Source organism: uncultured Sphingomonas sp. (assembly GCF_964244265.1).
GTDB lineage: Bacteria > Pseudomonadota > Alphaproteobacteria > Sphingomonadales > Sphingomonadaceae > Sphingomonas.
Genome location: NZ_CAXTHV010000008.1, coordinates 12,744 through 35,668, shown reverse-complemented (window position 1 = coordinate 35,668; position 22,925 = coordinate 12,744). Strand labels below are relative to the sequence as shown.

General features: G+C 67.8%; 25 protein-coding genes. 10 read left to right on the top strand and 15 right to left on the bottom strand.

What is annotated here, in order from left to right:
- Positions 1 to 31: 31 nt before the first annotated feature.
- From ACFE7K_RS04755 to ACFE7K_RS04725, 7 genes are read right to left on the bottom strand one after another with little or no spacing between them, the layout of a single operon-like run.
- Complete coding sequence (locus ACFE7K_RS04755) at positions 32 to 1,027, bottom strand: type II secretion system F family protein (protein ID WP_375397021.1); 996 nt, start codon at positions 1,025 to 1,027, stop codon at positions 32 to 34.
- 2 nt (positions 1,028 to 1,029) lie between these two features.
- Positions 1,030 to 2,007: a type II secretion system F family protein gene (locus ACFE7K_RS04750; RefSeq protein ID WP_375397020.1), complete on the bottom strand. Its 978-nt coding sequence runs from the start codon at positions 2,005 to 2,007 to the stop codon at positions 1,030 to 1,032.
- Between the two features lie 45 nt (positions 2,008 to 2,052).
- Positions 2,053 to 3,351 carry a CpaE family protein gene (locus ACFE7K_RS04745; RefSeq protein ID WP_375397019.1) on the bottom strand — a complete coding sequence of 433 codons (1,299 nt, stop codon included), beginning with the start codon at positions 3,349 to 3,351 and terminating at the stop codon, positions 2,053 to 2,055.
- Position 3,352: 1 nt separating this feature from the next.
- Positions 3,353 to 3,982 carry a CpaD family pilus assembly lipoprotein gene (locus ACFE7K_RS04740; protein ID WP_375397018.1) on the bottom strand — a complete coding sequence of 210 codons (630 nt, stop codon included), beginning with the start codon at positions 3,980 to 3,982 and terminating at the stop codon, positions 3,353 to 3,355.
- 23 nt (positions 3,983 to 4,005) lie between these two features.
- Positions 4,006 to 5,754: a type II and III secretion system protein family protein gene (locus ACFE7K_RS04735; RefSeq protein ID WP_375397017.1), complete on the bottom strand. Its 1,749-nt coding sequence runs from the start codon at positions 5,752 to 5,754 to the stop codon at positions 4,006 to 4,008.
- Positions 5,754 to 6,797: a Flp pilus assembly protein CpaB gene (gene cpaB / locus ACFE7K_RS04730; RefSeq protein WP_375397016.1), complete on the bottom strand. Its 1,044-nt coding sequence runs from the start codon at positions 6,795 to 6,797 to the stop codon at positions 5,754 to 5,756. The genes ACFE7K_RS04735 and cpaB overlap by 1 nt, the downstream gene beginning before the upstream one ends.
- Positions 6,798 to 6,848: 51 nt before the next feature.
- Positions 6,849 to 7,319: a prepilin peptidase gene (locus ACFE7K_RS04725; RefSeq protein ID WP_375397015.1), complete on the bottom strand. Its 471-nt coding sequence runs from the start codon at positions 7,317 to 7,319 to the stop codon at positions 6,849 to 6,851.
- A 48-nt stretch (positions 7,320 to 7,367) separates the two neighbouring features.
- Between ACFE7K_RS04725 and ACFE7K_RS04720 the strand changes: the two genes are divergently transcribed.
- The gene (locus ACFE7K_RS04720) at positions 7,368 to 8,321 is read left to right on the top strand and encodes an alpha/beta hydrolase (RefSeq protein ID WP_375397014.1); all 954 of its coding nucleotides are present in this window, start codon (positions 7,368 to 7,370) and stop codon (positions 8,319 to 8,321) included.
- Complete coding sequence (locus ACFE7K_RS04715; RefSeq protein WP_375397013.1) at positions 8,318 to 9,403, top strand: NAD(P)/FAD-dependent oxidoreductase; 1,086 nt, start codon at positions 8,318 to 8,320, stop codon at positions 9,401 to 9,403. The genes ACFE7K_RS04720 and ACFE7K_RS04715 overlap by 4 nt, the downstream gene beginning before the upstream one ends.
- Here ACFE7K_RS04715 and ACFE7K_RS04710 read toward each other — a convergent pair.
- The gene (locus ACFE7K_RS04710; RefSeq protein WP_375397012.1) at positions 9,400 to 10,803 is read right to left on the bottom strand and encodes a glutamate ligase domain-containing protein; all 1,404 of its coding nucleotides are present in this window, start codon (positions 10,801 to 10,803) and stop codon (positions 9,400 to 9,402) included. The two genes, ACFE7K_RS04715 and ACFE7K_RS04710, sit on opposite strands and share 4 nt — an antisense overlap.
- Before the next feature lie 52 nt (positions 10,804 to 10,855).
- Here ACFE7K_RS04710 and ACFE7K_RS04705 point away from each other — a divergent pair, with 52 nt between their 5' ends.
- The 5 genes from ACFE7K_RS04705 (at position 10,856) to thrS (ending at position 15,739) form a co-directional block, all read left to right on the top strand.
- The gene (locus ACFE7K_RS04705; RefSeq protein ID WP_375397011.1) at positions 10,856 to 11,698 is read left to right on the top strand and encodes an LD-carboxypeptidase; all 843 of its coding nucleotides are present in this window, start codon (positions 10,856 to 10,858) and stop codon (positions 11,696 to 11,698) included.
- Between the two features lie 48 nt (positions 11,699 to 11,746).
- Positions 11,747 to 12,208, top strand: coding sequence for a hypothetical protein (locus tag ACFE7K_RS04700; RefSeq protein WP_375397010.1), 462 nt, complete (start codon positions 11,747 to 11,749; stop codon positions 12,206 to 12,208).
- An 86-nt stretch (positions 12,209 to 12,294) separates the two neighbouring features.
- On the top strand, positions 12,295 to 12,564 hold the full coding sequence (locus ACFE7K_RS04695; protein WP_375397009.1) for a hypothetical protein: 270 nt from the start codon (positions 12,295 to 12,297) through the stop codon (positions 12,562 to 12,564).
- A 79-nt stretch (positions 12,565 to 12,643) separates the two neighbouring features.
- Positions 12,644 to 13,486 (top strand): hypothetical protein, encoded by an 843-nt coding sequence (locus tag ACFE7K_RS04690; protein ID WP_375397008.1) that lies wholly within the window; start codon positions 12,644 to 12,646, stop codon positions 13,484 to 13,486.
- Between the two features lie 252 nt (positions 13,487 to 13,738).
- Positions 13,739 to 15,739 (top strand): threonine--tRNA ligase, encoded by a 2,001-nt coding sequence (gene thrS, locus ACFE7K_RS04685; RefSeq protein WP_375397007.1) that lies wholly within the window; start codon positions 13,739 to 13,741, stop codon positions 15,737 to 15,739.
- A 34-nt stretch (positions 15,740 to 15,773) separates the two neighbouring features.
- Here thrS and uvrC read toward each other — a convergent pair whose 3' ends face one another.
- The 7 genes from uvrC to ACFE7K_RS04650 are packed head-to-tail and all read right to left on the bottom strand — an operon-like array spanning position 15,774 to position 20,421.
- Positions 15,774 to 17,699 carry an excinuclease ABC subunit UvrC gene (gene uvrC, locus ACFE7K_RS04680; RefSeq protein WP_375397006.1) on the bottom strand — a complete coding sequence of 642 codons (1,926 nt, stop codon included), beginning with the start codon at positions 17,697 to 17,699 and terminating at the stop codon, positions 15,774 to 15,776.
- A gap of 44 nt (positions 17,700 to 17,743) precedes the next feature.
- A complete protein-coding gene (locus ACFE7K_RS04675) occupies positions 17,744 to 18,037 on the bottom strand; it encodes a hypothetical protein (protein ID WP_375397005.1) in 294 nt (97 codons plus the stop codon).
- Positions 18,034 to 18,585 (bottom strand): hypothetical protein, encoded by a 552-nt coding sequence (locus tag ACFE7K_RS04670; RefSeq protein WP_375397004.1) that lies wholly within the window; start codon positions 18,583 to 18,585, stop codon positions 18,034 to 18,036. Before ACFE7K_RS04670 ends, ACFE7K_RS04675 begins: the two co-directional genes overlap by 4 nt.
- Positions 18,578 to 19,072: an ATPase gene (locus ACFE7K_RS04665; RefSeq protein WP_375397003.1), complete on the bottom strand. Its 495-nt coding sequence runs from the start codon at positions 19,070 to 19,072 to the stop codon at positions 18,578 to 18,580. Before ACFE7K_RS04665 ends, ACFE7K_RS04670 begins: the two co-directional genes overlap by 8 nt.
- Before the next feature lie 19 nt (positions 19,073 to 19,091).
- Positions 19,092 to 19,304 (bottom strand): F0F1 ATP synthase subunit C, encoded by a 213-nt coding sequence (locus ACFE7K_RS04660; RefSeq protein ID WP_375397098.1) that lies wholly within the window; start codon positions 19,302 to 19,304, stop codon positions 19,092 to 19,094.
- A gap of 59 nt (positions 19,305 to 19,363) precedes the next feature.
- Entirely contained in the window at positions 19,364 to 20,137 is a 774-nt protein-coding gene (locus tag ACFE7K_RS04655; protein WP_375397002.1) for a F0F1 ATP synthase subunit A, read from the bottom strand.
- Positions 20,137 to 20,421 carry an AtpZ/AtpI family protein gene (locus ACFE7K_RS04650; RefSeq protein ID WP_375397001.1) on the bottom strand — a complete coding sequence of 95 codons (285 nt, stop codon included), beginning with the start codon at positions 20,419 to 20,421 and terminating at the stop codon, positions 20,137 to 20,139. Before ACFE7K_RS04650 ends, ACFE7K_RS04655 begins: the two co-directional genes overlap by 1 nt.
- 202 nt (positions 20,422 to 20,623) lie before the next feature.
- On the opposite strand from ACFE7K_RS04650, the gene radC reads away from it, so the two are divergent.
- The 3 genes from radC (at position 20,624) to ACFE7K_RS04635 (ending at position 22,886) form a co-directional block, all read left to right on the top strand.
- Complete coding sequence (radC, locus tag ACFE7K_RS04645) at positions 20,624 to 21,304, top strand: DNA repair protein RadC (RefSeq protein WP_375397000.1); 681 nt, start codon at positions 20,624 to 20,626, stop codon at positions 21,302 to 21,304.
- Between the two features lie 104 nt (positions 21,305 to 21,408).
- Positions 21,409 to 22,746: an adenylosuccinate lyase gene (gene purB, locus ACFE7K_RS04640; protein WP_375396999.1), complete on the top strand. Its 1,338-nt coding sequence runs from the start codon at positions 21,409 to 21,411 to the stop codon at positions 22,744 to 22,746.
- Positions 22,743 to 22,886, top strand: a complete 144-nt coding sequence (locus ACFE7K_RS04635) for a hypothetical protein (RefSeq protein ID WP_375396998.1) — start codon at positions 22,743 to 22,745, stop codon at positions 22,884 to 22,886. The genes purB and ACFE7K_RS04635 overlap by 4 nt, the downstream gene beginning before the upstream one ends.
- Positions 22,887 to 22,925 lie beyond the last annotated feature (39 nt).

Here is a 22,925-nt window from a genome sequence, read left to right as displayed (position 1 = left end):
CGGCCGTTCCCCGCCATGCCGATTTTCGCCGTCAGATGCCGCCCTTGAACGCGTCGGAGATGCTGCACGCCGCCGGACCCAGGATGACGATGAACAACGTGGGCAGGATGAACAGGATCAGCGGCACGGTCATGATCGCGGGCAGCCGCGCGGCCTTTTCCTCGGCGCGCATCATCCGCTCGTTGCGAAATTCGCCCGACAGCACGCGCAACGCCGAAGCCAGCGGCGTGCCGTATTTCTCGGTCTGGATCATCGTCGTGACGACGCCCTTGACCGAATCGAGGTCGACCCGCATCGCCAGGTTCTCGAATGCCGTGCGTCGGTCGGACAGGAAACCCAGCTCGATCGCGGTCAGCGCGAATTCGTCGCCCAGTTCGGGATAGGCCTTGCCCAGTTCCTTCGACACGCGGTGGAACGCGACGTCGACGGTCAGGCCGGCTTCGGCGCAGATCACGAGCAGGTCGAGCGCGTCGGGCAGGCCCTTGCGGATCGCCGACGACCGTTTCGAAATCAGGTTCTTCAGATAGAGGTCGGGGCCCTTATAGCCAAGGATGAACGCCCCGGCGACGAGGCCATAGGCCTTGAGCGGCGACCAGTCGGCGAACGCGCTGGTGCCGTAGACGAAATACAGCATCGGCCCGCCGAACAGGATCGGCAACACCAGCCGCCCGAAAATGACCGCGACGGCATAGTCCTTGGACCGGATGCCGGCCTGGAGCAACTTGATCTGCGCGACCTTCAACTGGCTGTCCTGCAGCACCTTGAGCGACGACAGCAGTGACCGGATGCGATCGGTTGTGTCGTTCTGGCGGACCAGCTTGGCGCGGCGCTTGCTGGTCGACGCGGTGATGCCGGCCTTCAGCTGCTCGCGGCGGTCGTTCAGCGCCTTGACGCGCTTGGCCATCGGGTCGCGCACGGTCGTCGCGGCATAGATTGCGAGCATTACCGCCAGCGCCGCGACGCCGGACAGCAGGGTCGCCACCCAGAGGACGTCGACGCCGAGCAGGGTAGGGTGGTTGGGTTCCATCGTCAGATCTCGAAGTTGATCATCTTGGCCATGATCAGCCCGCCCAGCCCCATCCACAACATCCCGCCGCCGCCGGCGACCATCAGCCGCTGGTCGACGAAGAAATTCTGCATATAGCTGCCGTTGATCATCCAGATCATCCCGAACACGATGAACGGCAGCGAGCCGATGATATAGGCAGATGCCTTCGATTCGGACGACATCGCCTTGATCTTCAGCTTCATCTGGCCGCGCATGCGCAGCACGGTCGCCAAATTGGCGAGCGTTTCGGCCAGGTTGCCGCCGGTCTCGCGCTGGATGGTGATCGAGATGACGAAGAACTGGAATTCGGGCGTGCCGAGCCGGTCGGCCGTGTCCTGCAGGGCGGCGTCCATCGTGCGGCCGATCTTCATCTTGTCGCTGACCGCGCGGAATTCCTCGCCGACCGGGCCGGGCACCTCCTGCCCGACGACGCCCATCGTCTCGCTGATCGGCAGGCCGGAGCGCAGGCCGCGCACCAGCAACTCGATCGCGTCGGGGAACTTGGCGTTGAACTTGGCGACCCGGCGCTTCATGAAATAGCCGACGACGAAGTGCGGCAGCCCCATGCCGAGCACGATGCCAAGCAGCAGCGACAATGCCAGCGGCAGGCCGCGCAGCGCGAGCAGGCCGGCGACGACGACGATGATCCCCAGGCTGACCGCGCCATATTGGCCGACGGTCCAGTTCTTGCCGGTCTTCGCCAGCCGTTTCTTCAATAAAGCGGGACGCGGCAGGAACCGCATCGCCGCAGTGTCTATGCGGTTGTCGCGCTTGCCGGTGATGCGGCGCATCTGCGCTTCCATCGCGACCGAACTGGCGCCGCCGCTGTGACGCCCCTTGATCTCGCCGAGCCGCCGCGTCTGGGCGCGCTGCACCGACGGGCCGGCGAACGCGAACGCCAGCAGCACCAGCATCGTCATCGCCCCGGCGAACACGCCAATCAGCGGTACCAATGGCATCGCGCACGCTCCACTCTATCGCGCCGTCCCGACCGGACGGCCGGTTTACTTCGCCTTGCCGCCCCGCTTGGGCATCATCGACTTCAGGTCGGCGAACTTGCCGATCAGCGACATGCCCTTGGCCGCCTTGCCGCTCTTGTCGGGCTTGGCGACGGGGGCATTGGCGGCGGTGCCGGCCTCAGCCAGCCGCGTCGCCAGTTCCACCAGCGGCGCCACGGTCTTCGATCCCTTGCCGGCCTCGGCCATCGGCTTGCCCAGCTTGGCCGCCTGCGCCGCCAGCTTCTGGTCATAGGGCACCAGATAGTCGACGCGCCGCTCGATCGAGCCTTCGAAATCCTTGCGCGAGATTTCCAGCTGGCCGCCGGCGGGCACACGATTGGCGACCACCACGACCTGGGTCTGCGGCGCGTTCGCCTTCAGCCACGACAGGATGCGGATCGCATCGCGCGCCGCCGCCAGGGTCAGTTCGGTGACGACGACCGCGGTCTGGATGTCGGTGATGAGCGAGGGGTGCTGGACCAGCATGCCGCGCGGCAGGTCGACGACGGTGCATTCAAAGGCCGACCGCATCTCCTCCTGCAACTGGTAGAAGGCGGCGCCGTCGGTCATCATCGGCGAGTGGATCGGCGCCTCGGCGCTGAGGACGGCCAGCCGCTCGCTTGCCCTGACCATCGCGCGCTCGATGAACAGCCCGTCGATCCGGCTCGGATTCTCGATCGCATCGGTCAGGCCGCGCCCCGGCTCCAGGTCGAGCGCCAGCGCACCGGTGCCGAAATGGACGTCCAGGTCGAGCAAGGCGGTGGTCCGTCCGCTTTTCTCGCTCATCAGCCAGGCCAGCGAGGTAGCCAGCGTCGATGCGCCGGCTCCGCCCCGCGTGCCGATGACCACGGTCGCACTGTGCGGCCGGTCGCCCGAAACGTCGGTAAGCTTGGGCGTGTTGAGGATCGCCTGGGCATTGCCGAACGCGTCGCGCATCGTGTCGGGCGACAACGGCTTCAGCAGATAGTCCTGGATGCCGCTCGCGGTCAGGTCGCGGTACAGGCGGACGTCGTTGACCTGGCCCGCCGCGATCACGACGGTGCCGGGTTCGCAGACCTCGGCCAGCGCATTGATGTCGTTCAGCGGATCGCCCGATTCGGACAGATCGACGAACAGCACCTGCGGACTCGCCGAGACCGACAGCGACTGGACCGCGTTGCGCAATCCGCCCTTGTTCACCTTGTCGCCCGACCAGCCCATCTCGATCGCGATCGGACGCAAGGCTTCGGCCGTCGTCTCGTCGCAGACATAAGCGGCAAAGGGTTCGCGATGGGCGATACCGGCGGGTTTCCACGGCGCGTTCATCTTACTTGTTCCCCGTCGTTTCGGACTTCAGCCCACCGGCGCCGGTCGGCAGCGCGCGGCGATAGGTGCCGACCGCCTTGCTCAGCGTCGCCGTGTCGGCGGTGTCGGCACCCGGCTGGCCGCGAACCAGGTCGAGCGGATTGGCGACCATCGCCGCCACGTTGGAATTGGTCGCGCAACCGTAATTCGAACTGCTGTTGCTGTTGAATTCGGGCTGTCCCATGCGGCTATAGTCGGGGCAGCGCGGCACCCGGGCCACGGTGCGGCTGACCACCACGCGGACGGTGCCTGAAACCAGCGGCGCGGTCGTGATCGGCGCGCGATCGTCGACCAGCAGGCCAAAGCGTGCCGCTTCGGCCGCGACCTGGTCGCGCGCCGCCGCATGGCCCGGTTCGGCGTCGATCGCGACGCGGTCGCCATAGCCCAGCCGCATCGCCGACAGCCATCCGGCGAGCCGCTGGTCCTCGCCCGCGGCCAGCCCGCCGTCGCGCGCGGTCTGCACGTCGAAGACATAGTCGGTCCGGATGACGACCGGCTGCTGGACCGAGTCGACGCTGCGATTGAGCGTGCCGCCGCAGCCGCCAAGCGTCAGCGCGGGGGCGGCAAGCGCGATGATCAGGATGCTTCGCATGACCTTGTTGTCCTTCGCTTGCGTCAATTATTGCTGAATCCGGGAGCTGCGGCGGGTGCCGACCCCTTCTTTTTCGACGTCGGCGGCAACGCCTTGCGTTCGTCGCGCCGGACATCGGGCGCGGGAAGCGACGGGGCGTCCGGACCGGCCGGCACGGGCGCGGCGAGGCCCAGCGCCGGCGCCGCGGTCACCGGGGCCGCCATGCTCGGCTTGGGCCGCTCGCCGCCCGTGGTGCCGCCGCCCAACTGGCCGCCGAGCACCCGGCCGAGATCGGTCGGCGCCTTGTAGCCGTCGGTCGGCAGCGCGATGTCGCCGGCATTGACCGGCTTGACCAGATACGGGGTGATCACGATCACCAGTTCGGTTTCCTGCCGCTTCCAGCCGTTCGACCGGAACAGCGATCCCAGGATCGGCACGTCGCCGAGGCCCGGCGCCTTGTCGATCTGGTTGTCGGTGCTGTTCGACAGGAGGCCGGCAATCATCATGCTCTGGCCTGAACCCATCTCCACCGTGGTTTCGGTGCGGCGCGTGGTGAGGGCGGGAATCTGCACGCCGTTCAGCACGACCGCGCCCGACGCCGACAGCTGCGACACTTCGGGACGGACACGCAGCGAGATGCGGCCGTCCGCCAGCACCGTCGGCGTATAGGCCAGGCTGACGCCATATTGCTTGTATTCGACCGACACCGCGCCCAGCCCCTGGCTGATCGGAATCGGGATTTCGCCGCCCGCCAGGAAGCTGGCGGTCTCACCCGACAGTGCCGAGACGTTGGGCTCGGCCAGCGTCGTCACCTGGCCGTCGGTCTCGCCGAGGTCGAGCGCCGACAGGATGTCGAGCCCGAACAGCTTGCCCGCCAGACCCAGCGTCGTGCGGGTGGCGCCGGCCAGGCTGCTGAAATCGAACTTGGTGCCCGAATTGGGATAGACGAAGTCGCCGATCTTGGGATCGAACGGCAGGGAGACCGATCCCGCCGGCAGGCCGAAACGCGACGAAGCGTCAAGCTGGGGCAGGGTCGAGGTATCGATCGAGCCGATCGTGCCAGGCGACCGGCCAGACGCCACGCCGAACAGGAAGCCGCCGGTGGTGTCGCGGGTGGTCAGGTTGACGCCGATATTCTTGATGAAGCTGCGGCTGACCTCGGCGATCTTGACCTGCAGGTTGACCTGCAGCGGGGTCGCCGTCTTCAGCCGGCTGATCACCGCGATCTTCAGCGCCGCGCCGGCCTGGCTGGCGTCGATGCCGGGGTTGAGGATCGCGGTCGCCAGCTGTTCGGCCTGGGCGATGTCGGCGGGCGCCGCCACGGTGCCGGTCAGGACCGCGATGCGCCCGAAGGTGACGACCCGGATGTCGTTTTCGGGCATGGCCAGCTTCAGCATGCGCTGCACCGAATTGACGTTGTCGCCGACCCGGACATTGGTCGCATAGACGACCGTGCCGGACGCCGAGGTAGCGAACAGCGTCACCGTTCCGAACGACTTGCCGAACAGGTGGATCTGGCGCGGATTGCTGACATAGACGTCGGCGACCGCGGGGTCGGAAACCCAGACGTCGGCGACGTTGGCGGGCAGGGTGATCAACTCGCCCTCGCCGACCGACAGCACCACCTCGCTGGTCGGACGTTGCGTGCCGACCGGCAGGCCGGCTACTCGCGCAAGCGTGGCCGGCTTGCGCCGTACGCCCTTGCCCGGCGCCGCGTCGGCGGGCGCTCCGGCGACCAGCGCCACGGCGACCGTCGCGGTCAGCGCGCGGTGCAGGATGTTTGCAACCTTCATCACTTCTTCCCCCCGACCGGCACTTCGATCATCGTCGAGCCGCGCGCCACGCGCACGACCGGTCCCTGGACTGGCGCGGTGGCACCTGGATAACTGCCCGTGGCTGTTCCGCCGGTGACCCCGCCGACCGGCGTCGTCCCCTTGCCGGGCACGGTGCGGCGCTGGAAGCGCGACACGTCGGCACCGGTGGCGAAAGTGGTCTTGCCAGCGGTCGGCTCACTTTCGGCCTTCGCGATCATCGCGCTTTCCGCCTTGGGGTCCTTACCGTCGGGCACCGTCACCTGGCCCGAGGCGATCGCCTCATCGAGTTCGGAGGCGGAATCGGCCAGCGGCCGGAGCACCAGCGACAGATTGCCGCCGCTGATGTTGCGCGCGACCGAGATCTTTTCGGCCAGCGACGGGCTCACCTCGACCGTCACCAGCCCGAACGGCTTGACGATCGTCTTGCCCTGGTCGTCGATCTCGGTCGAGGTCCGCTGGTCGGCGGCGAGCACGCGCAGATTCTTCACGATCGTCTCGGAGACGTTCAGCGGCGGGCCGTCGCCGCCGCCGGCGACCGTCTGCGACAGCACCAGGTCGACGTGATCGCCAGGAAAGACGAAGCCGGCGACGCCGCTGTCGTTCTTGATCGGGATCGTCACCGCGCGCATCCCCGGCGTCAGCGCCGCCGCCAGGAAGCCGCGGTCGCCCGGCTTGACCAGCGCGCCCTGGGTCAGCGGCTGGCCGGCGGTGATCACCGAACGCACCACCGTCCCCTGGAGCGACTTGGGGTCGAACCCGTCCTTCCTGGTGTAATAGGCGCCCTCGACCAGATCCTTGGGCCAGGGCTGGAACTTGAAGCTGGTCTGGTCCAGTATCGTGCCCATCGGCAGCGCCTTGGTCGCAACCAGCACCTCGGGGCCGGTGGCGACCACAGGCGGCGCCGCAAGCTGCGCGCCGGCCGGCGCCGCGGCCGAGCCGGTCAGCAACGATCGTGCCATGAACGCCGTGACCGCCGCCACGATGAGCGCGCCGATCAGCAAAATAACCTTGCGACTATCCATGTCGTTTCGATGCCCCCATCCGGCGTGTCCGGTTCAATTGGCGTTAATCATCTACGCAAAGTGGTTAAAAATTGGTTCGCTCAGCGCGATCATCGACGCCATGGCGATCGCGACTCCGTATGGCGTCTCGACCGCACCGGATTTGCGGTGACGCCAATGGTCGATCATCATCACCAGCGTCAGCACTCCGCCGATCACCGACATCAGCATCAGCATCAGCATCAAGGCTTGGCCGGGCAGCCACAGCGACAAGGCCGCGATCAGCTTGACGTCGCCGCCGCCCATCCACCCGAAATGGAACGCGGCGGCAAAGGCGACGAACACCCCCAGCGCGAGGCCCGATTGCCAGGCCATGTCGCTCCAGCCATAGCCGGCGGCGAACCACCAGACGGGAGCCGCGAGCGCGATCAGGCCGCTTTTCCAATTGGCGATCTCGCGCCGGCGGGCATCCTCGATTCCCGCCGACACCAGCGTCACCGTCAGTCCGCCTGCAAGCGCAAAAGGTACAATTCCCCAACCCATCGCCCCAGTCCCTAGACGGGACGGCTTTCTAAAAAGTAACCAACGGCAATGACGCTGCCCTTTGACCGCCGTTCGATCCCGTCGACCGCCCGCATCTCAAGCTGGGCGACCGCCGATGGCTGGCCGCTGCGGCGGTTCGATTGGCCTGCGGCCGGGCCGCCGCGTGGATCGATCCTGTTCCACGCCGGGCGCGGCGACATGGTCGAGAAATACCTGGAAACGCTGGCTCATTGGCATAAGCAGGGCTGGTCGGTGACCTCGTTCGACTGGCGCGGCCAGGGCGGATCGGGGCGGCTGTCGCGCGACCCGCTGGTCGGCCATATCGAGGATTTCGCCACCTATGTCGAAGATTTCGGGGCGTTCTGGGAGCATTGGGCGCCGGCCGCCCCGGGACCGCGCGTCCTGATCGGGCATTCAATGGGCGGGCACCTGGTGCTGCGCGCGCTGGTTGAGCGGGTTGCCGCACCGGCCGCCGCGGTGCTGGTCGCCCCGATGCTGGGCCTGCGCACCGCGCTTGGCCTGACGGTGAGCGAGCGCCTGGCGCGAATCGTTGCCGGGATGGGCGATGCGACGCGCCGGGCCTGGCGTGACGGCGTGCGCCCGGTGACGCCGTACACGCGCGAGAACATCCTGACCCATGACCCCGATCGCTATGCCGACGAGCTCTGGTGGCAGGATCATGCGCCCGAATTGCGGATTGGACCGCCCAGTTGGCGCTGGGTGGTTCAGGCGTTCGCGTCGACCCGGCTCATGCGTCGCGATCCGCGCTTGCCGGCAATGGCGGTCCCGGTGCTGATGCTGGTCGCCGACGCCGACCGACTGGTCCTGGCCAAGGCGGCGGTGGCGATCGCCGCGCAATTGCCCGACGTGCGCCTGGTGCGGTTCGGCCGCGAGGCGGCGCACGAATTGTTGCGCGAGGCCGACCGGGTGCGCGACCGCGCGCTGGGCGAGATCGACGATTTCCTAGCGGCGCGGGCGCCTCCGGTGGCGCGGGCGGCATGAGCGCGTTCGACGTCGTCATCGTTGGCGCCGGCATCGCGGGGGCGACGCTGGCCGCGGAGATCGCGCCTTCCGTCCGGGTCGCCATCCTGGAGGGCGAATCGGTCGCCGCCTATCATTCGACCGGCCGGTCGGCCGCGTTCTGGGCGGAGACCTATGGCGGCTCCGGCATCCAGCCGCTGACCAGCGCGTCGCATGCCATGCTGCAGGCGGGCGGCTGGCTCGAGCCGCTCGGTTCGCTCCATGTCGGGCGTGCCGGGGACGAGGCGGCGGCCGACGCGTTCCTGGCGGACTTTGCGGCTACCGGTGTCACGCTGGACCGCGTCGACCCCCATGCCGTGATCCCCGGGCTCAGGCCGGGATGGGACATCGGCATCTGGGAGCCGAGCTGCGCCTATATCGACGTCGCGGCACTCCATGCCGACGCCTTGGCGCGCGCGCGCCGTGCCGGGGCCGTGCTGATGCTCGACGCGGCGCTGGCGGCGGCGACTCGGGCCGGCGGGAGGTGGCGGCTGGAAACCGGGCAGGGCGACATCGCCTGCGGCACGCTGGTCGATGCCGCCGGCGCCTGGGCCGATCGTGTCGCCGGGATTGCCGGTGCCGCGCCGCTTGGCATCGCGCCGTTCCGCCGCACGCTGATCCAGCTGCGCACCGATCCCCCCGCGCCTTCGGGCATGCCGCACGTCTCGCATGTCGGCGGCGAATTCTATTTCAAGCCGGAGGCAGGCGGGCGGCTGTGGTTGAGTCCGCACGACGAGATCGCCAGCGATCCCTGCGACGCGCAGCCCGACGAATATGACGTCGCGCTGGCGATCGACCGCTTCGAACATGTCGTCGACTGGCGCGTCGCGCAGCTCGAACGCAAATGGGCGGGGTTGCGCAGCTTCGCGCCCGATCGCCTGCCCGTTTATGGTCATGACCCACGCACGCCCGGCTTCTTCTGGTTCGCGGGCCAGGGCGGCTTCGGTATCCAGACCGCTCCCGCTGCCGCCTTGGTGGCGGGCGCGCTGCTGCTCGGTCGCGCGCCCGACCGCCGCGTCGCGCATATCGACGCGGCGCGCTATGCGCCGGAGCGGTTCGGCTAGCGCCCCGCGATCCTCGTCAGGATATCGCCGGCGACCTGGCTCAGCGTGTCGTCGCGCGCGCCCATCACGATCACGCGGTCGCCGGGACGCGCGGCATCGGCGATCAGGGCGGCCGCCGCAGCGCGATCGGCGACATGACGCGCCGGCCGCCCGGCCGCGACGATGTCCGCGACGATGTCGGCGCTGGTCACCGCGCGCTTCACCGTCCCACCGAAAAAGGCGGGATCCGGCAGGACCAGCAGGTCGTCTTCGCTCAGCCCGGCGATGAACGCGCCGACCAACTCGTGCCGCATCACCTTGAGTGGCCCATAGCCATGCGGCTGGAACAATATCAGCAGCCGCCCGGGAAAGGCATGGAGCGTTGCCAGCGTCGCGGCGATCTTGTCGGGATTGTGCCCGAAATCGTCGATGACCGCGATCCCCCCGGCCTCGCCGACCAGGTCGAATCGCCGCCTGAGACCGGTGAACCCCTCGATCGCGCGCACCGCCTCGATCAGCGGCACCCCCGCCGCCATCGCAGCGCCGACCGCCGCCAGCGCGTTGGCGACATTGTGCCGCCCCGGCACCTTGAGGCGCACGGCCAGCCTGGCGTCCTTCGTCACCAGCTCAAAGCCGATCGCGAACCGTTCGGGCGCCACCGCGCGGGCGCTGAGATCGGCATCGCCCTCCACCGCAAAGCTGGTGACGGAAGCCAGCCCGGCAAGCAGCGCGCTTGTCTCCGGGTCCCCGGCATTGGCAACGACGTGCCGCGCGCGGGCGGCGAAATCGCCGAACAGCGCGCGTAACTCGTCGAGCGACTTGTGGTCGAGGCTGACATTGTTGAGCACCGCGATCTGCGGCCGGTACAAGGCGATCGATCCGTCGCTCTCGTCGACTTCGCTGACGAACGCGTCCCCCGCACCCACCAACGCGCTGGCGAACGGCGCATCGGGAAGCGCGAAATTCTTCATCACCGCGCCGTTCATCACCGTCGGGTCGCGGCCGGTGGCATGGAGGATCCAGCCGATCATACCGGTTACCGTCGACTTGCCGCTGGTTCCGGCGACGCCGATCGGCAGCGCGCTGTCGTTGAACAATCCGGCCAGCATCTCGGCGCGCGATCGTCGCTGGCAGCCCAGCCGATCGGCGGCGACCAGGTCGGCGACGGTCGGCTCGACCGCGGCCGACGCGATCACCACCTGGTCGGCCGAGACGATGCCGCTGCCGTCCTGGGGAAACAATCCCACGCCAAGGTCGCGCAGATAGGTGAATTTGGCGGGCAGACGGTCCTGGTCCAGGCTGCGGTCCGATCCGGCAACATCGGCGCCGCGCGCAGCCAGAATCATCGCCAGGGGCATCATCCCCGATCCCCCGATGCCGACGAAGAAGCAGGGATGGGCGATGAGGTTGCCGTCGTGCATCGCGGCGGGCTATCCCCGGTTTCATTGTCCGGAGCAAGATGGGGCCAGACGAATGAGGATCGCGGTAATGGCGCCCGCCAACCGGGTCGACGAGCATGCGCTGGACGCCGTTCCCGCGATCGCCGCCGGCTATGGTGTGGAACTGGTGGTCGATCCGCAGAGCTGGGCCGAAGGCGGCGGGCATAACTGGGCGGGTCCCGACCAACTGCGCGCCGACACCTTCCTCAAATATGCCAACGATCCGTCCTATGATGCGATCTGGTTCGCGCGCGGCGGTTATGGTTCAAACCGCATCCTGCCGCTGGTCATGCCGCATCTGGAAGAGCCGGCGCGGCAAAAGACCTATTGCGGCTATTCCGACATGGGGTTCATGCTCGGTGCGCTCTATGCCGCGCGGATCGGCCATGTCGCGCACGGGCCGATGCCGGTCGACATCAATCGCCGGAACGGCGGCGAGGCATGCGTCCGGCGTTCGCTCGGCTGGATCGCCAAGCGCGACCTGGCGGGGGTCGAACCGGGCGTCATCGGCACCGGGCGGCCGGCGGCGGCGTTCAACCTGTCGATTCTCGATGCGCTGATCGGCACGCCATGGCTACCCGATCTGACCGACCACGACCTGCTGATCGAGGAAGTGGACGAGCTGCTCTACCGCGTCGACCGGATGATGTTCCATGTCGCTGCCGCCACCCAATTGGGCCATGTCGCGTGCTTCCGCCTAGGTAATGTGGCGCTGCCGGCCAACCCGGCAGGCCAGGCCGATTTCGGCCTGACGCCCGACCAGATCGCGCTGCATTGGAGCCGCGAGATGAAGGTCCGGTTCCTTGGTCGCGCGCGCATCGGGCACGATGTCGACAACCATGTCGTGCCCTTCGGTGTGATATTATCACGCCAATAGCAAATTGCTAAACATTCGGGCCTAGCATGCCGGCCAAGGGGATCAGGCATGCCCAGGACACTCGAAGACTATCACGCCCGGATCGAGGCGCACATGGCCGAGGGCGATTCGTTGCTGGCGGCGCGCGATCCGGCAATTGTGTCGCACGTGCGTCAGCGGATCGCCGATGCGGCGGTACTGATCGCCTCCTATCAATTGTTCGTCCATCGCGAGGTCTTCGCGCCGCTGCTCGACCACCCGGATGCCGCGGCGAGAGCACGCGTTACCGAGATCAAGGCGGAATGCATCGCGCTGACCGAGGATCTGCGGTTCAACGTCAAGGAATTCCTTGCCCGCGATCAGGTGCTCGACTGGGATCTCACGGCAGCGCGCGTGGCGTGGTTCAACAAGCGTGTGCGTGGCCATATCGCCAGCGTCGGCCGGCTGATGGCAGGGCCGCTTGGACCCGCGGAGCGCGCCGCATCGGCTGCCCGCGCCGGTGATCGGGTGGGGGCGCAGCAGGCCGCCTGACCGCGCCGCGCAGCGGCCACAATGTCGTTGCACGGTATCATGTGCCGCTTGCGCTCGCCCTTCTTGCCCAGGCCGCTGCGAGCGGCATGGCGCCGACCGACTTCGATCTTGCCAAGGTGCCGCCCCGGCCCGCCGCCAAGTGCGGGTCATCGGGCGACGACATCGTCGTTTGCGCCCGCAAGGATGCCGCCATGCGTTATCGCTATCAACGCCTGCCCGACGACGACGAGGGCAGCGCGGTGCCGCGGGCCGAAACCGCGATCGGCAACGTCAAGGCATCGGTCGAGGTCGAGCGCAAGGACCTGCCCGGCGCGGCCAGCAACCGGGTTATGGTGAAACTGAAACTGCCGTCCTAGGAACCCCAACAATGGATCGTGCCCTCTCCGCCGACCAGGTCGTTGCCGCACCGGCCCCTGCGCGATAGGCGCAGGCGCCATGGATGCGGCGATTCCCGAACCAAGATCCTTCGACCGCCGCATGCCGCTGTGGCGGCGTGCGCGGGGTTTCCTGCTGGCGTTGCTGGTCGAGATCCTGATCGTGCTGGTGTTGCTGACGATGTCCCCCGGACTGCGGCCCAGGAAGGCGCGCGACACGCCCAACACGTTCAGCCTGTATCCCTCGCCCGATCGCAGCGCGGACAAGGCATCGGCCACCAAGTCGACCAAGGCCGCGAGCGCCGCCGCATCCTCGAGGGCGCCTGCGGTTGCCGCCGCCAAGCGGCCACCACTTGCCGTCCCCCCGCCGGTCCCCCAGCCCGCCAGGACCAGCACGCCCGTCAACCCCAACATGATCGTCCTCGACGGCAACGACTTTGCCGCGAGTGATATCGCCGACAAGGGATCGAAGGGCGCGGGCGGCACGGGCGCCGGCGACAGCGTCGCCACCTATGGCCCCGGCGAGGGACCGGGCGGCGAGGCGATCTTCAACGCCGAATGGTATCGCGAGCCGACCCATGCCGAGATGGCGACCTATCTTCCTCCCGGGATCGGCAAGGGCTGGGGCGTGATCGCGTGCCGCACGGTGCCCCGCAACCATGTCGAGAATTGCCGGGAAATGGGAGAGACGCCCGGCTCGGGCATCGCCCGGGCACTGCGGCTGGCGGCGTGGCAATTCCTGGTCATCCCGCCGCGACGCAACGGCAAGCCGCTGATCGGCGCCTGGGTCCGCATCCGCTTCGACCTGATCGACGCGCCCGACAATGAGGGGGGCGACAAGGCGCGCAGGCGGGGCAGCGCTGACGCGGCGGCTCCGGCGCGAGACAGTGGGGAAGCGCCCTGACTGCCGGGCGGCGCTCTCTTGATCGCCGGCGCCCGATCCGGCTATAAGACTGCAATGCGTTGCCGTTCGGTCTCGATCCTCACTACCGCCACCCCGGGCCGCCCGGGGGGGACGAGGATGCGCGCCACTCGCTGACGCCCGCCACGACCCCTCTCCCGGGACCGGGTGAGGCGGCGTCCGCTCTCCCGTCCTGCCTGCTTCACTCCGGACGCGCCGCGGTGCATAGCCGCACCCATTCGACAGGAACGGCCAATGGACATGCTTTCGATCACGCTCCCCGACGGTTCCGTGCGCGAGGTTGCGCCCGGCACCACGCCGGCGGAAATCGCTGCGGCAATCGGTCCCGGTCTCGCTAAGGCGGCGATCGCCGCGCGCGTCGATGGCGAGTTGCGCGACATCATGCGCCCGCTGGAGGCGGATGCGACCCTCGCGCTGGTCACCGGCCGCGACGAGAAGGATGCGCTGGAACTGGCGCGGCACGATTATGCGCATGTCTTGGCCGAGGCGGTGCAGAACCTGTTTCCTGGCACGCAGATCACGTTCGGGCCCTCGACCGACGATGGCTTCTACTATGACTTCGCGCCCAGGGATCGGCCGTTCACCGAGGAGGATTTGCCGGCGATCGAGGCCGAGATGCGGCGGGTCATCGCCCGGGACGTGCCGCTGATCCGCGAGGTGTGGCGCCGCGAGGACCTGATCGCGCGCTGGCGGGCAAAGGGCGAAAGCTTCAAGGCCGAATGGGCCGCCGAACTGCCCGATGGCGAGGAACTGACGGTCTATCGTGCCGGCACGGGCGATGACGCCTGGCTCGACATGTGCCGCGGGCCGCACCTCGCCTCGACCGGCAAGCTCGCGTCCGACGCGTTCAAGCTGACGCGTGTGTCGGGCGCCTATTGGCGCGGCGACCAGGCCAATGCGATGCTGTCGCGCATCTACGGCACCGGCTGGCTGAACAAGAAGCAGCTCGATGCCCACCTGTTCATGATCGAGGAGGCGGCCAAGCGCGACCACCGCAGGATCGGACAGGAAATGGACCTGTTCCACCTCCAGTCGGAGGCGCAAGGGTCGGTCTTCTGGCATCCCAACGGCTATATCCTGTGGCGCGAGCTGGAGGCGTATATGCGCAGGCGGCTCGACGCGGCGGGCTATGACGAGGTCAAGACGCCGCAGCTGATGGACGCCCGCCAATGGGAGCAGTCCGGGCATTGGGGCAAGTATCGCGAGAACATGTTCGTCGTCCCCGACGAGATACCCTCGGGCGAGGATGATGGGCCGGTGCTGTCGGGCAAATCCGACCTGATGGCGCTCAAGCCGATGAACTGCCCGGCGCACGTGCTGATCTTTCGCCAGGGGATCAAATCGTATCGCGACCTGCCGATCCGCATGGCCGAATTCGGCTGCTGCCACCGGAACGAGCCGCACGGCGCGCTCCACGGCATCATGCGCGTGCGCCAGTTCACCCAGGACGACGCGCATCTGTTCGTCCGCGCCGACCAGTTGGTCGACGAAGTCGGCCGGTTCTGCGACCTGCTCGATACCGTGTACCGGGACCTCGGCTTTCCACGCTATGCGATCAAACTGGCGCTGCGTCCGGACAAAAGGTTCGGCAGCGAGGAGATGTGGGACTGGTCCGAACAGTCGTTGCGTGACGCAGTGCGCGCGACCGGTCGCGACACGCCCGACTTCGGCTGGGAGGAGCTGCCCGGCGAAGGCGCTTTCTACGCGCCGAAGCTCGAATTCCATCTGACCGACGCGATCGGCCGGACGTGGCAGGTCGGCACGATCCAGACCGATACGGTGCTGCCCGAGCGGCTCGACGCCAGCTATGTCGGCGAGGACGGCGAGCGTCATCGCCCGATCATGCTTCATCGCGCCATCCTCGGCAGCTTTGAACGCTTTATCGGCATATTGATCGAGCATCATGCCGGGCGCTTCCCGCTCTGGCTGGCGCCCGTCCAGGCGGTGGTCGCGACGATCGTGTCCGATGCCGACGATTATGCCGCGCGCGTCGCCGCGGCGCTGCGCAAGGCGGGACTGCGCGTCAATACCGACCTCCGGAACGAGAAGATCAATTACAAGGTGCGCGAACACAGCGTGGCAAAGGTCCCGAACCTGCTCGTCGTCGGCAAGCGCGAGGCGGAGGAGGGCACGGTGGCGTTGCGCCAATTGGGGTCGGACCGGCAACAGACGCTCGCGCTGGCCGATCTGGTCACGCAACTGGCCCAAGCCGCGCTGCCGCCCGACCGGCGCTGAACCGACCGGCGGATGAGTGACGGCCGCCCGCCGCCTATCGCGAATGATAGAAGTCGTGCACTTGCTGCGCGACCGCCGCCGAGACGCCCGGCGCCTTCTGCAGATCCTCCAGGCTGGCGCCGCGTACCGCGCGCGCGGTGCCGAAATGCATCAGCAGCGCCTTCTTGCGCGCCGGGCCGATGCCCGGCACCTCGTCGAGCGGCGAGGCGCCGATCGCGCGGGCGCGCTTGTCCCGATGCGCGCCGATCGCGAAGCGGTGCGCCTCGTCGCGCAGCCGTTGCAGATAGAAGATCACCGGCGAATTGACTGGCAGCGTCAGCTCGCGCCCGTCCATCAGGTGGAACACCTCGCGTCCCTCGCGGCCATGGCCGGGTCCCTTGGCGACGCCGACCAGGCACACATCCTCGATTCCCAGTTCCTCCAATATGCCCTTGACCGCGTTGAGCTGTCCCCGCCCGCCGTCGATCAGCACAAGGTCGGGCCACATGCCCGCGTCGCGATCCGGATCTTCGGCCTGGGCGCGCGCGAACCGGCGCTGGAACACCTCGCGCATCATCGCGAAGTCGTCGCCCGGCACGATCGATTTGTCCCTGATGTTGAACTTGCGATACTGCCCCTTGCGAAAACCTTCGGGCCCGGCGACGACCATCGCGCCCAGCGCGTTGGTGCCCTGCATGTGGCTGTTGTCATAGATCTCGATGCGGTCGGGCGGCTCGGCCAGCTCGAACAGGTCGGCGACCTCGCGCAGCAATCGCGCCTGGGTCGTGCTCTCCGCCAGCCGTCGGTCAAGCGCCTCGACCGCGTTGCGCTTGGCCTGGTCCATCAGCCGCCGGCGGTCGCCGCGCTGCGGCATCGACAGCGTCACCCTGTATCCGGCTCGCGCTGCGAGCGCCTCGGCGAGCAGTGGCGCCTCGGCCAGGTTGCGGTCGAGCAGCACGTTCCTGGCCGGCGGCACCTCCTCATAGAATTGGCCGAGAAAGGCGGTCATCACCTCGTCTTCGGGCACGTCGGCGGTATGCGCGGGAAAGAAGCTGCGATGTCCCCAATTCTGTCCGCCGCGGATGAAGAACGCCTGGATGCCCATCGCCCCGTCCTTGCACGCCAGCGCGAAGACGTCGGCGTCGCCGACACCCTCGGCATTGATCGCCTGGCTCCCCTGGATGAAGGTCAGCGCGCGCAGCCGGTCGCGCAGCAACGCCGCCTGCTCGAAGTCCATCGCCTCGGCCGCCGCTTGCATCTGCGCGCCCAATCGTGCCTGCACGTCGGTCGCCTTGCCGGCCAGGAAGCTCTTGGCGTCGCCGACCAGCTCGGCATAACCCGCCGCGTCGATCCGCCCGACGCACGGCGCCGAACAGCGCTTGATCTGGTAGAGCAGGCATGGCCGGTCGCGCGTCTTGAAGAAACCGTCGGTGCACGAGCGCAGCAGGAACAGTTTCTGCAATGCATTGAGCGTGTTGTTGACCGATCCGGCGCTGGCGAACGGCCCGTAATAATTGCCCTTCGCCCGCCGCGCCCCGCGATGCTTCTGGAGGCGCGGGAAGTCGTGGTCGACGCGCAAGAGGATGAACGGGAACGACTTGTCGTCGCGCAGCAGGACGTTGTAGGCCGGACGAAAGCGCTTGATCAGCTGCGCCTCGAGCAGCAGCGCGTCGGCCTCGTTGTTGGTGGTGACGATCGTCATGCTTCGCGTCTGCGCGACCATCCGCTGCAGACGCTTGGGCAGGCGGTCGACCTGGGTATAATTGGTCACGCGGTTCTTCAGCGCGCGCGCCTTGCCGACATACAGCACGTCGCCGCGCGCATCCTGCATCCGGTACACGCCGGGCCGCGCCGGCAGTGTCTTCAGCACGTTGCGGATCGCCGCCACGCCCGCTGCCAGATCGGGCGTATCGCCGCTCCCGCGCAGGGCATAGGTGGCCTTGTCCTCGTTGAAACGATCGGGGGTGTTGGGGGATGACATTGTCGCGCAAACCTAAGGCGTCGCGATCCCCCCGACCACCCCTGCTATACCGCGCAGCGGGTGAAGTTGCAGGCGACCAGCAGCCAGATCAGCCCGGCCGGCACGAACAGCGCCCCCGGCACGGTCAGCAGCAGCCACCAGGCGCGGCGGCCGATCCGTGCCACCGCGACCGTGAACGAGATCATCCATAACAGCGCGATGACGATCACCGGAAACGCCGGTACCTGGCGCCAGTCGGAAAACAGGAACATCACGCCGATCGCGCTGGTGATGATGGGCGCGGCGACGATGGCGTAGGTCGTACCGCGCGAATAGGTCCGCGGCGGCGATTCGGTCAATTGAGGCGGCCGAGCCCGGCGATCGTGCGGTCGACCAGCGGCTTGTCGGCGTCGGCGCCGTGGCGATCGGCGATGATCGCGGCCGCCGCGCGGGCGGCGGCGTCGGCCGCATGAGCGCGTATCTCGGCCACCGCGCTGCGTTCGGCGGCCGCAATCTTGTCCTCGGCCATCTTGCCCCGCCGTGCCACCAGGTCGGCCGCGTCGGCTTCGGCCTTGATCAGCATCGTCGCGGCTTCCTGTTCGGCATGCGCGACGATCGCCGCGGCATCGCCCGCGCTGGCGGCATCGCGCGCCCTGGCGTCGGCGAGCAGCTTCTCGGCCTCGACGCGCAATGCGCCGGCCTCTTCGAGCTGGCGCCGGATCGTGTCGATCCGCGAATCCAGCATCCTGCCGACCAACGCCGGCACTTTCTGCCAGATCATGATCGCGATCACGACCAGCATCGACAGCGCGACCCAGGCGGGGGCGGTCAACCCGAACGCCGACGGCTCGACATGCAGTTCGGCCGAGCCGGTCTTGGCCAGTGTGGACGTCTTCAGCTCAGCCATTGGCCAGTTCCGCCTTGACCTGCGCCGCAACCGCGTCGCGGCTCGGCGTCGTGCCCGACAGCTTGGCGACGATCGCCTCGACCGCCTCCACCGTCGCGCTCTCGATTTCGGCCAGCGCCGTCTGCTTGGCGGCGCCGATCCGGGCGGTCTGCTCGGTCACTGCCTTTTCCTGGTCGGCATTGCCGGCTTTGAGCGCCTGTTCGACCGATCCCGCGGCGCGTAGCTTGGCCTCGCCGACCAGCTTCTGTGCCCGGCCCCGCGCGGTGTCTAGGCTGGCGGCGTAACCCTCTTCGGACGCACGCGCGGCAGTGCGCGCGGCCTCCGCCGCGGCGAGGTCGGCCGTGATGCGAGCGTTGCGATCGTCGATCGTCCGCTCGATCCTGGGAACCATCGCCTTGCCGATCCCGAAATAGATCAGCGCGAATACGATCGCGAGCCAGAACAGCTGCGAAGCGTAGATCGCACCGATCTGGGATAGCTGCGGCATGGGATGCGCTCGCCTTGGCTTACTTGACGACGAACAGGATGAGGATCGCGACGACGAACGCGATCAGGCCCAGCAGTTCCGACGCGGCGAAACCGATGAACAGGCGCCCCTGCTGGCTGTCGGCGGCCGACGGATTGCGCAGCGCGCCTTCGAGGAACGAGCCGAACACGTTGCCCACGCCGAGCGCGGCCAGGCCGATGCCGATCGCGGCGAGGCCCGCACCGATATACATTGCACCAAGATCAGTCATTTCAAGCTCCCTAGGAAACGTAAGCGAATGGCGACAACGACCTAGTGCAGGTGCACCGCGTCGTGGAGGTAAAGCGAGGTCAACAGCGCGAAGACATAGGCCTGGATCGCGCATACCAGCAATTCGAGCGCGCTGACGCCGACGATCATCACGAAGCTGAGCGCCGAGACGAGCCAGCCGAGCCCCCCGCCGGCATTGAGCCCCTGGACGACGAAGCTGCCGAACACCTCGAGCAGGATGTGGCCCGCGGTCATCGCGACGAACAGTCGCAGCCCCAGGCTGAACGGGCGGACCATGAACGACACGAACTCGACCGGTATGATGACCGGCATCAGCCAGGCCGGCGCGCCATGCGGCACGAACAGCGAGAAGAACTTCAGGCCATGCCTGGCGAAGCCGACGATCAGCACGATCGCGAACGATGCCAGCGCCAGCACCGCGGTCACGGTGATGTGGCTGGTCACGGCGAAGGTGTGGAAGTGCGGCAGGATCGCCAGCGGCAGCACGCCGACCAGATTGGCGAACAGGATGAAGAAGAACAGCGAGAAGATGTAGGGGGCGAACTTCTTGCCGCCCTTGCCGATATTCACGCTGACCATGTTGTCGATGAAGCCGACCGCTTCCTCGGCGGCGACCTGCCACCGGCCGGGGATCAGCTGGCGCTTCAGGCCGCCGGCCATGAAGACCGCCAGGATCACGAACACGACGACCATGAACAGCGCCGAATTAGTGAACGAGACATCATAACCAAACAGGGTGACATCGACCAGATGGCCGACCTCGAACTGCTCCATCGGATTGATCTCGCCAGCCATTACTCGGCGCGCTCCTTGGAAATGCGAAGGATGTTGCGGAACGCGACGACGAAGGCCAGCGCGACCAGGATCAGCAGGAACCACGGGCTGGTCCCCAGCCAGTGATCGAGCGCCCAGCCAAGCACGCCGCCGCCGATCGGCGCGCCGATCAATTCTGCCAGCACGCGCGACCCCTGCGCATAGCCCTTGGCCGGCGGGGCGACCGCGCCAGACCGCGCCAGTTCCGCCGCCTTCGCGTCGGCGATCCGACGGTCCAGGTCATGGTTCTGGCGGTCGTCAGCCAACGAGAAAAGTTCCTGATCAGAAACAGATAAGAAAACGCCGCCGCACTTTCACAAGCGGGCGACGACGGACAGCGGCGGGCATCGGCCCCCCGTTTGCTGCGCGCCGTTTAGGAAGCCGGCGGGGTCGAGTCAACCGTCGCCCGTTTCCTGTCCGGCCAGGCAATTGCGCGGCGTCGGCCAGGGGGATACCGTGGTCCCGCGCATGACCGTTTCCGATTCCGACAATGCGGGACACCGCGCGCGGCTGCGCCAGCGGCTGCTGGCCGATGCCGAGGGGCTGCTTGACCACGAGATCGTCGAATATCTCCTGGCGCTGGCGATCCCCCGTCGCGACACCAAGCCGCTGGCCAGGGAATTGCTGCGCGAGTTCGGCGGCATCGCCGGGCTGCTGACCGCCGCGCCGGAGGCAATCGGCCGGGTCAAGGGGATGGGCGAGACGTCGGTCGCCGCGATCAAGATCGCGCAGGCGGCGGCGCTGCGCCTGTTGCGGGCCGAGGCCGCCGCGCGCCCGATGCTGGGCAATTGGCAGGCGCTGCTCGATTATCTGCGCGCCGACATGGCGCATCACCTCCACGAACGCGTGCGCGTGCTTCATCTCAACACCCGCAACATGCTGATCCGCGACGAACTCGTCAGCGAGGGATCGATCGACGAGGCCCCGGTCCATGTTCGCGAGGTGATCCGCCGCGCGATCGATCTCGGCTCGGCGTCGATCATCCTGGTCCACAACCATCCGTCGGGCGACCCGCAGCCCAGCCGCGCCGACATCGCGCTGACCCGGTCGATCGACGAAGCGGCCAAGCGGCTGGGCATCGCGCTTCACGACCATATCATCGTCGGCACGCAGGGCTATGTCAGCCTGCGGGCGAAGGGCCTGATCTGATAGGACGATGGGCCGGCCTGGCCAGACCTAAGGAGTATCTTGCCCTTGCGGCGTGGTTGGGACACGACACGCGCGGGCTTGCCGCCGCCGTCAGGATTCTCTCCATGGTTCCCCGATATTCGCGCCCCGAAATGACTGCCGTCTGGGCGCCCGAAACGCGCTTGCGGATCTGGTTCGAGATCGAGGCGCACGCGACCGACGCGCTGGCCGATCTGGGCGCGGTGCCGGAGGAAGCCGCCGCCGCCTTGTGGCGCTGGTGGGCGACCGATCCGGCGATCGACGTCGCCGCGATCGATGCGATCGAGGCGGTGACCCGGCACGACGTCATCGCCTTTCTGACCTGGGTCGCCGAGCAGGTGGCCGCGCATTCCGGCGCGGACTGGGCCCGCTTCATGCACCAGGGCATGACCTCGTCCGACGTGCTCGACACCTGCCTTGCGGTGCAGCTGCGCGACGCGGCCGACCTCTTGATCCGCGACATCGACGCCTTGCTGGCCGTGCTCAGGCAGCGCGCGCACGAACACAAGCTGACCCCGACGATCGGCCGCAGCCACGGCATCCATGCCGAACCCGTCACCTTCGGGCTGAAGCTCGCCCAGGCGCATGCCGAATTCGCCCGGCACCGCGCGCGGCTGGTCGCGGCGCGCGCCGACATTGCCACCTGCGCGATCTCCGGCGCGGTCGGCACTTTCGCCAACATCGATCCGCGCGTCGAGGCGCATGTCGCCGCCCGATTGGGGCTCGCCGTCGAACCCGTCTCCACCCAGGTCATCCCGCGTGATCGCCACGCCATGTTCTTCGCGACGTTGGGCGTGATCGCCGGCTCGATCGAGCGCCTCGCGACCGAAATCCGCCACCTCCAGCGGACCGAGGTGCTGGAGGCCGAGGAATATTTCGCGCCCGGCCAGAAAGGCTCGTCGGCGATGCCGCACAAGCGCAACCCGGTGCTCACCGAAAACCTCACCGGTCTGGCCAGGATGGTGCGCGGTTACGTCATGCCGGCGCTCGAGGACGTGGCCTTGTGGCATGAACGCGACATCAGCCATTCGTCGGTCGAGCGCTATATCGGGCCGGACGCGACGATCACGCTCGACTTCGCGCTGGTGCGGCTGACCGGGGTCGTCGACAAGCTGCTGGTCTATCCCCAGCGGATGGCGAAGAACCTCGACAGGATGGGCGGCCTCGTCCACTCGCAGCGCGTGCTGCTGGCGATGACGCAGGCCGGGGTCAGCCGCGAGGACAGCTATCGCCTGGTCCAGCGCAACGCGATGAAGGTGTGGGAATCGGACGGCCGGCTGTCGCTGCGCGACCTGCTCAAGGCCGATCCCGAGGTCACCGCCGCCCTGTCGCCTGGCGAGATCGATGACAAGTTCGACCTTGGCTATCACCTCAAGCATGTCGACGCGATCTTCGCCCGCGTGTTTCCCCCGGTCGCCGGATGAGCCTGCCCATTCCCTACATCTTCGCGACCCGTTATGGCGGGCAGCGTAAGATGCCCGCTGACCACGCCGCCGCGCCGATCGTGCAAAGGCCCTATGCGGCCGCCACGCGGGAACGTGCGATCGTCGATCTGCTGGGGTGAGCGGACCGCCCGGCAAATGTCTGTTGGTGCGACACCGTG

What these genes read in the sequence shown, in the direction of transcription:
- ACFE7K_RS04635 (WP_375396998.1), top strand. Translation starts at nt 22,743, where the DNA reads ATGAGCCTGCCCATTCCCTACATCTTCGCGACCCGTTATGGCGGGCAG.
- ACFE7K_RS04670 (WP_375397004.1), bottom strand. Translation starts at nt 18,585, where the DNA reads ATGGCTGAGCTGAAGACGTCCACACTGGCCAAGACCGGCTCGGCCGAA.
- ACFE7K_RS04715 (WP_375397013.1), top strand. Translation starts at nt 8,318, where the DNA reads ATGAGCGCGTTCGACGTCGTCATCGTTGGCGCCGGCATCGCGGGGGCG.
- purB (WP_375396999.1), top strand. Translation starts at nt 21,409, where the DNA reads ATGGTTCCCCGATATTCGCGCCCCGAAATGACTGCCGTCTGGGCGCCC.
- uvrC (WP_375397006.1), bottom strand. Translation starts at nt 17,699, where the DNA reads ATGTCATCCCCCAACACCCCCGATCGTTTCAACGAGGACAAGGCCACC.
- ACFE7K_RS04665 (WP_375397003.1), bottom strand. Translation starts at nt 19,072, where the DNA reads ATGCCGCAGCTATCCCAGATCGGTGCGATCTACGCTTCGCAGCTGTTC.
- radC (WP_375397000.1), top strand. Translation starts at nt 20,624, where the DNA reads ATGACCGTTTCCGATTCCGACAATGCGGGACACCGCGCGCGGCTGCGC.
- ACFE7K_RS04720 (WP_375397014.1), top strand. Translation starts at nt 7,368, where the DNA reads ATGACGCTGCCCTTTGACCGCCGTTCGATCCCGTCGACCGCCCGCATC.
- ACFE7K_RS04745 (WP_375397019.1), bottom strand. Translation starts at nt 3,351, where the DNA reads ATGAACGCGCCGTGGAAACCCGCCGGTATCGCCCATCGCGAACCCTTT.
- ACFE7K_RS04660 (WP_375397098.1), bottom strand. Translation starts at nt 19,304, where the DNA reads ATGTATATCGGTGCGGGCCTCGCCGCGATCGGCATCGGCCTGGCCGCG.
- ACFE7K_RS04700 (WP_375397010.1), top strand. Translation starts at nt 11,747, where the DNA reads ATGCCCAGGACACTCGAAGACTATCACGCCCGGATCGAGGCGCACATG.
- ACFE7K_RS04725 (WP_375397015.1), bottom strand. Translation starts at nt 7,319, where the DNA reads ATGGGTTGGGGAATTGTACCTTTTGCGCTTGCAGGCGGACTGACGGTG.
- ACFE7K_RS04705 (WP_375397011.1), top strand. Translation starts at nt 10,856, where the DNA reads ATGAGGATCGCGGTAATGGCGCCCGCCAACCGGGTCGACGAGCATGCG.
- ACFE7K_RS04735 (WP_375397017.1), bottom strand. Translation starts at nt 5,754, where the DNA reads ATGAAGGTTGCAAACATCCTGCACCGCGCGCTGACCGCGACGGTCGCC.
- ACFE7K_RS04755 (WP_375397021.1), bottom strand. Translation starts at nt 1,027, where the DNA reads ATGGAACCCAACCACCCTACCCTGCTCGGCGTCGACGTCCTCTGGGTG.
- ACFE7K_RS04690 (WP_375397008.1), top strand. Translation starts at nt 12,644, where the DNA reads ATGGATGCGGCGATTCCCGAACCAAGATCCTTCGACCGCCGCATGCCG.
- ACFE7K_RS04710 (WP_375397012.1), bottom strand. Translation starts at nt 10,803, where the DNA reads ATGCACGACGGCAACCTCATCGCCCATCCCTGCTTCTTCGTCGGCATC.
- ACFE7K_RS04750 (WP_375397020.1), bottom strand. Translation starts at nt 2,007, where the DNA reads ATGCCATTGGTACCGCTGATTGGCGTGTTCGCCGGGGCGATGACGATG.
- ACFE7K_RS04655 (WP_375397002.1), bottom strand. Translation starts at nt 20,137, where the DNA reads ATGGCTGGCGAGATCAATCCGATGGAGCAGTTCGAGGTCGGCCATCTG.
- ACFE7K_RS04740 (WP_375397018.1), bottom strand. Translation starts at nt 3,982, where the DNA reads ATGCGAAGCATCCTGATCATCGCGCTTGCCGCCCCCGCGCTGACGCTT.
- thrS (WP_375397007.1), top strand. Translation starts at nt 13,739, where the DNA reads ATGGACATGCTTTCGATCACGCTCCCCGACGGTTCCGTGCGCGAGGTT.
- cpaB (WP_375397016.1), bottom strand. Translation starts at nt 6,797, where the DNA reads ATGGATAGTCGCAAGGTTATTTTGCTGATCGGCGCGCTCATCGTGGCG.
- ACFE7K_RS04695 (WP_375397009.1), top strand. Translation starts at nt 12,295, where the DNA reads ATGGCGCCGACCGACTTCGATCTTGCCAAGGTGCCGCCCCGGCCCGCC.